We start from the raw sequence: 279 nt of genomic DNA, 5'->3' as shown, positions 1-279 counted from the left end.
CCCGGCCCGGTGCTGCGCCCGGCGGACCTGCGCTGGGCCCGGCACGAGGGCAAGGAGGGCAACCTCGTGCTGTTCTGCGTCGACGCCTCCGGCTCGATGGGCGCGAAGGCGCGGATGCGCGAGGTCAAGGCCGCGGTGCTGTCCCTGCTGCTGGACGCCTACCAGCGTCGCGACAAGGTCGGCCTGGTCACCTTCCGCGACCGCGGCCCCGCCCCGGCCGAGGTGGCGCTGCCGCCCACGGCGAGTGTGGAGACCGCCGCGTCCCGGCTGGAGGACGTG

Annotated in this window: 1 protein-coding gene; it reads left to right on the top strand. The window is 76.0% G+C overall.

Annotation, left to right across the window (positions count from 1 at the left end; genetic code table 11):
• A partial coding sequence (locus SACPADRAFT_RS0206390; protein ID WP_028662269.1) for a VWA domain-containing protein occupies positions 1 to 279 on the top strand: 279 nt, incomplete at both ends.

Source organism: Saccharomonospora iraqiensis subsp. paurometabolica YIM 90007 (genome assembly GCF_000231035.2).
GTDB classification, from domain to species: Bacteria; Actinomycetota; Actinomycetes; order Mycobacteriales; family Pseudonocardiaceae; genus Saccharomonospora; species Saccharomonospora paurometabolica.
Note: the sequence above shows the minus strand (reverse complement) of the source record. Positions and strands in the feature narration are given on the sequence as shown.